At 58.6% G+C, this 5819-nt stretch carries 5 protein-coding genes; 1 reads left to right on the top strand and 4 read right to left on the bottom strand.

From position 1 onward, the window contains the following. Positions 1-51: 51 nt before the first annotated feature. The 4 genes from AC1D2P_RS18235 to AC1D2P_RS18220 form a co-directional block, all read right to left on the bottom strand. Positions 52-936, bottom strand: coding sequence for an ABC transporter permease subunit (locus tag AC1D2P_RS18235; protein ID WP_109784591.1), 885 nt, complete (start codon positions 934-936; stop codon positions 52-54). Continuing rightward, a complete protein-coding gene (locus AC1D2P_RS18230) occupies positions 933-1814 on the bottom strand; it encodes an ABC transporter permease subunit (protein ID WP_175649006.1) in 882 nt (293 codons plus the stop codon). The genes AC1D2P_RS18235 and AC1D2P_RS18230 overlap by 4 nt, the downstream gene beginning before the upstream one ends. A 29-nt stretch (positions 1815-1843) precedes the next feature. Continuing rightward, positions 1844-2986 carry a polyamine ABC transporter ATP-binding protein gene (gene potA / locus AC1D2P_RS18225; RefSeq protein ID WP_046027706.1) on the bottom strand — a complete coding sequence of 381 codons (1143 nt, stop codon included), beginning with the start codon at positions 2984-2986 and terminating at the stop codon, positions 1844-1846. 333 nt (positions 2987-3319) lie between these two features. Beyond that, positions 3320-4081: a gamma-glutamyl-gamma-aminobutyrate hydrolase family protein gene (locus tag AC1D2P_RS18220; RefSeq protein ID WP_109784593.1), complete on the bottom strand. Its 762-nt coding sequence runs from the start codon at positions 4079-4081 to the stop codon at positions 3320-3322. A 284-nt stretch (positions 4082-4365) separates the two neighbouring features. Here AC1D2P_RS18220 and AC1D2P_RS18215 point away from each other — a divergent pair, with 284 nt between their 5' ends. Beyond that, complete coding sequence (locus AC1D2P_RS18215; protein ID WP_046027704.1) at positions 4366-5742, top strand: glutamine synthetase family protein; 1377 nt, start codon at positions 4366-4368, stop codon at positions 5740-5742. Positions 5743-5819: the final 77 nt, after the last annotated feature.

Below are 5819 nucleotides of genomic sequence, written 5' to 3'. Positions count from 1 at the left end.
AGCCGAACGCAGGCTTCGCCAGCTGCTACAAAGTGTGGGTGCAGCAGACCCTTAGGCCACTGCTCCAGCCATTTGCTTTTCAGGTTGTTGCCAGGATTCGCTGGCGGTCTGGTCCATCGCTTCCTGGATCGCACGCTTACGGGTGGCTTCGGCGCGGCGGCTGAAGTACCAGACCATGAAAGTCACGATCGAGACGGCCAACAGGATCAAACTGGCTACGGCGTTGATCTCGGGTTTCACGCCCAGACGTACCGCCGAGAACACTTCCATCGGCAAGGTCGTCGAACCCGGCCCGGAGACGAAGCTCGCCAATACCAGGTCATCCAGCGACAGGGCAAACGACATCATGCCGCCGGCTGCCAACGAGGGCGCGATCATCGGAATGGTGATCAGGAAAAACACCTTTAATGGCTTGGCACCGAGGTCCATGGCCGCTTCTTCGATGGACAGGTCCAGCTCGCGCAAGCGGGCGGAGACTACCACCGCGACATAAGCGGCACAAAACGTGGTGTGCGCGATCCAGATGGTGACGATGCCGCGTTCCTGCGGCCAACCGATCAACTGCGCCATGGCCACGAACAGCAGCAACAACGACAGACCGGTGATCACTTCCGGCATCACCAGCGGCGCCGTTACCAGGCCGCCGAACAGCGTGCGGCCCTTGAAGCGGGTCACGCGGGTCAGCACAAACGCCGCCAGCGTGCCCAGCGCCACCGCCGCAATCGCGGTGTAGCAGGCGATTTCCAGCGAGCGCACCACCGAGCCCATCAGTTGCGTGTTGTCCAGCAAACCGGCGTACCACTTGAACGACCAGCCACCCCACACCGTCACCAGTTTGGAGGCGTTGAACGAGTAGATCACCAGAATCAGCATCGGCAGGTAGATAAACGACAGGCCGAAAATCAGCATGAACTTTGAAAATCCGAAGCGTTTCATCCCCGACTCTCCATCTCTTTGGCCTGGCTACGGTTGAACAGCAGAATCGGCACAATCAGGATCAGCAACATCACCACCGCCAGGGCAGACGCCACCGGCCAATCGCGGTTGTTGAAGAACTCTTGCCACAGCACGCGACCGATCATCAGGGTTTCCGGGCCGCCCAGCAGTTCCGGAATCACGAACTCACCGACCACCGGAATGAACACCAGCATGCAACCGGCGATGATGCCGTTCTTGGCCAGCGGCACGGTGATTTTCCAGAAACTGTTGAAGGTGCTCGAGCCCAGGTCCGACGCTGCTTCCAGCAAGCTCTGATCGTGTTTGACCAGGTTGGCGTACAGCGGCAGGATCATGAACGGCAGATACGCATACACCACACCGATGTAGACGGCGGTGTTGGTGTTGAGGATCTCGATCGGGTGCGACGTCAGGCCGGTCCACATCAGAAACGCGTTGAGCAAACCGTTGTTGCTGAGGATGCCCATCCACGCATAAACGCGGATCAGGATCGCTGTCCAGGTCGGCATCATGATCAGCAGCATCAGGACGTTTTGCGCTTCCTTGCTGGCCTTGGTGATCGCGTAGGCCATCGGGAAACCCAGGACCAGGCACATCAGCGTGCTGAAAAACGCGACCTTCAACGAACCGAGGTAGGCCGAGAGGTACAGCTCATCGTCGGTCAGCAGCAGGTAGTTGCCAACGTTCAAGAACAGCTGGAATTTCTGTTCGGCGTAGGTGTAGATCTCGGAGTAAGGAGGAATGGCCAGCGCCGCTTCCGAGAAGCTGATCTTCATCACCAGGAAGAACGGCAACAGGAAAAACAGGCACAGCCACAAGAATGGAATCCCGATGACGAGCTTTCGACCACTCGGCATCAGCCGCATAAACCGCTGATTGAGTGTTTTCATGAGCGCAGTACCACGCCGCTGTCGTCTTCCCACCACACGTAGACCTTGTCGTCCCAGGTCGGACGCGCGCCACGGCGTTCGGCGTTGGCCATGAACGACTGGACGATCTTGCCGCCAGGCAGCTCCACGTAAAACACCGAGTGACCGCCGAGGTAGGCGATGTCGTGCACCTTGCCTTGCGACCAGTTGTAGCGAGTGTCCGGCTTGATCGTGCTGACCAGCATTTTTTCCGGGCGGATGGCGTAGGTGATCGACTTGTCTTGCACTGAGGTGCTGACGCCGTGACCGACGTAAATCTTGTTTTCAAGGTCCGGACTGTGAATGATCGCGTGACCTTCAAGGTCTTCTACAACCGTGCCATCGAAGGCGTTCACGTTGCCGATGAACTCGCAGACCATGCGGCTGACCGGTGCTTCATAGATGTCGACCGGGCTGCCGATTTGCGCAATCCAGCCCAGGTGCATGATCGCGATGCGCTCGGCCATGGTCATGGCCTCTTCCTGGTCGTGGGTCACCATCACGCACGTCACGCCGACGCGCTCGATGATTTCAACCAGCTCAAGTTGCATCTGCGAACGCAGCTTTTTATCCAGTGCGCCCATTGGCTCGTCGAGCAGCAACAGCTTCGGTCGCTTGGCCAGCGAGCGCGCCAGTGCCACACGCTGACGTTGACCGCCGGACAGTTGATGCGGTTTGCGTTTGGCGTACTGGGTCATGTGCACCAGTCGCAGCATTTCTTCAACGCGGGCGTCGATTTCGCTGGCGGGCAAACGGTCCTGCTTGAGGCCGAAGGCGATGTTCTGGGCCACGGTCATGTGCGGGAACAAGGCGTAGGACTGGAACATCATGTTGATCGGCCGCTCGTACGGCGGCATGTCGGTGATGTCGACACCGTCAAGCATGATCCGGCCTTCGGTGGGACGTTCGAAACCGGCGAGCATGCGCAGCAGCGTCGATTTACCCGAGCCGGAGCCGCCGAGCAGGGCGAAGATTTCGCCTTGATGAATCTCCAGCGAAACATCGTCCACTGCGATGGTTTCGTCGAACTTCTTGGTGACGCGGTCGACTTTCACCAACACCTTTTTCGGTGCCTGGTGACCTTCAAGAGCCTTCCTGTAAATGCTGGAGGCGTTTGCCATGTGAAACTCCCAACAGGTTTCAGTCGTCGGGCCAACGCGGCCTGACTTAATAGTGGATTGCTAGCCTGAGCCGGGTACGGTCCCTGTAGGAGCCGAGCTTGCTCGCGATGAGGCCCCGGCAGCCGACATCAATGTTGAATGTTCGGTCGCCATCGCGAGCAAGCTCGGCTCCTACAGGGTTACCCGTTCCGGCTGGGCTTATTCGGCGCCGCCGTCCTGGCTGCCTGGTAGTACTTGTTGTTATCGCAGTGTGTTGCTGTCGCGAGGGACGGGCGCGCAAGGGCACGCCCGACTGGCTCGCGGGGGCAGTAAATAGATGTTCAATGTTTTAAGTCAGCGGTTTTTACGCAGCGCGGCCCGTCGCCGGCACGCATCGCCGAACGCCTGGAAAATACTCAGGTAGGGCGGGTTCGACAGCACCTGCCATTCCGGATGCCACTGCACGCCGACGGCAAAGGTCGGGCTGTGCTCCACCGAAATCGCCTCGATCAAACCGTCCGGCGCAATCGCTTCGGCACGCAGACCGGGCGCCAGTCGGTCGATGCCTTGGCTGTGAATCGAATTGACCATGAACCCGGCCGGCAACTCCAGCGCCTCGAACACGCCACCCGGTTGCACGGTGACCGCATGCGCCGGTGCGTATTGCACCGCCAGCTCCGGGCTGTCCGCCTCGCGGTGATCGAGCATGCCGGGCACCTCGTGGACCTTCTGGTGCAGGCTGCCACCAAACGCCACGTTCATTTCCTGGAAGCCCCGGCAGATGCCGAGCACCGGCACGCCAGCCGCAATGGCCGCACGCAATAAAGGAAGGGTTGTGGCGTCCCGCGCCGGATCGTGATCCGTGCCGGGAGCGCTGGCCGGGCCTTGATAGTGGAAAGGCTCCACATTCGAGGGCGAGCCGGTCAGCAACAGACCGTCGAGATGTGCGAGCACATCCTCGATTTCAGTCAGTTCGCCTAAGGAAGGAATGACCACAGGCAGCCCCAAAGCCGCGACGCTGACAGCACGCAAGTACTTGTCGCCGCTGATGTGGTAGGGGTGCAGGCCAATCTGTTTGACGCACGCAGTAACGCCGATCAATGGCTTGAATGCCATTTTTATCACCTCGAAGTTTCACACTTGAACGAGCTTTTCCGGAGCTTAGCCTTGTTGATTTTAATTAACAACTCTCATGTAAAAAATTCTAAACGCCGTACGTCCGAACCTCAGCGTTTACACGGTGTGCAAGACTCATTTAGGACTCTCGTGCCCAAAAAAGGCCCGAAAATAAAGGTTGAAAGGCCAAGTGTTCGCTATTGACTTCACTTTGCCGTTCGGGTTGACTGGGCTCGTGAAAGGGTAGTGAACATAATAATTAACAGCTAAAAAATAGGTGCATCATGTCGGTCCCTCTGCGTGCCGTTCAACTCAACGAAGCAAACGCATTCCTTAAGAAATATCCTGAGGTTTTGTACGTCGACCTTCTGATTGCGGATATGAACGGTGTGGTGCGCGGCAAGCGCATCGAGCGCACCAGTCTTCATAAGGTCTACGAAAAAGGCATTAACCTGCCGGCGTCCCTGTTTGCTCTGGACATCAACGGTTCTACGGTGGAAAGCACCGGCCTGGGTCTGGACATCGGCGACTCTGACCGAATCTGTTTCCCCATTCCTGGCACCCTCAGCATCGAGCCTTGGCAGAAGCGCCCGACCGCGCAACTGTTGATGACCATGCATGAACTGGAAGGCGAGCCGTTCTTCGCCGACCCGCGTGAAGTGTTGGCCAATATCGTGCGCAAGTTCGACGACATGGGCCTGACCATCTGCGCTGCGTTCGAACTCGAGTTCTATCTGATCGACCAGGACAACGTGAACGGCCGTCCGCAATCGCCGCGCTCACCGGTGTCCGGCAAGCGTCCGGTGTCGACCCAGGTGTACCTGATCGACGACCTCGACGAATACGTCGACTGCCTGCAAGACATCCTCGAAGGCGCGAAAGAGCAGGGCATCCCTGCTGACGCCATCGTCAAGGAAAGCGCCCCGGCGCAGTTCGAAGTGAACCTGCATCACGTCAACGACCCGATCAAAGCCTGCGACTACGCGGTGTTGCTCAAGCGTCTGGTGAAGAACATCGCCTACGACCACGAGATGGACACCACGTTTATGGCCAAGCCGTATCCGGGTCAGGCAGGCAACGGTCTGCACGTGCACATTTCGATTCTCGACAAAGAAGGCAACAACATCTTTGCCAGCGAGGATCCCGAGCAGAACGCCGCGCTGCGACACGCGATCGGCGGTGTGCTCGAGACCCTGCCGGCGCAGATGGCGTTCCTCTGCCCGAACGTCAACTCGTACCGTCGTTTCGGCGCGCAGTTCTACGTGCCGAACTCCCCGAGCTGGGGCATCGACAACCGTACCGTAGCAGTGCGTGTGCCAACCGGTTCGCCGGACTCGGTACGCATCGAGCATCGTGTTGCGGGTGCCGACGCCAACCCGTACCTGTTGATGGCCTCGGTTTTGGCGGGTATTCACCACGGCCTGACCAACCAGATCGAACCGGGCGCACCGGTAGAAGGCAACAGCTACGAGCAAAACGAGCAGAGTCTGCCGAACAACCTGCGCGATGCCCTGCGCGAGCTGGACGACAGCGAAGTCATGGCCAAATACATCGACCCGCTGTACATCGACGTGTTCGTGGCGTGCAAGGAAAGCGAGCTGGCCGAGTTCGAGAACTCCATCTCCGACCTTGAGTACAACTGGTACTTGCACACCGTCTGATGGACTTGAGCGGTGGGTTAATTACCTTCGATTTTAATGGTGATTTCCCGCCGTACCCTCCTTGTAGGAGCCGAGCT

Source organism: Pseudomonas sp. P1_F1_2, from assembly GCF_056405815.1.
Note: the sequence above shows the minus strand (reverse complement) of the source record. Positions and strands in the feature narration are given on the sequence as shown.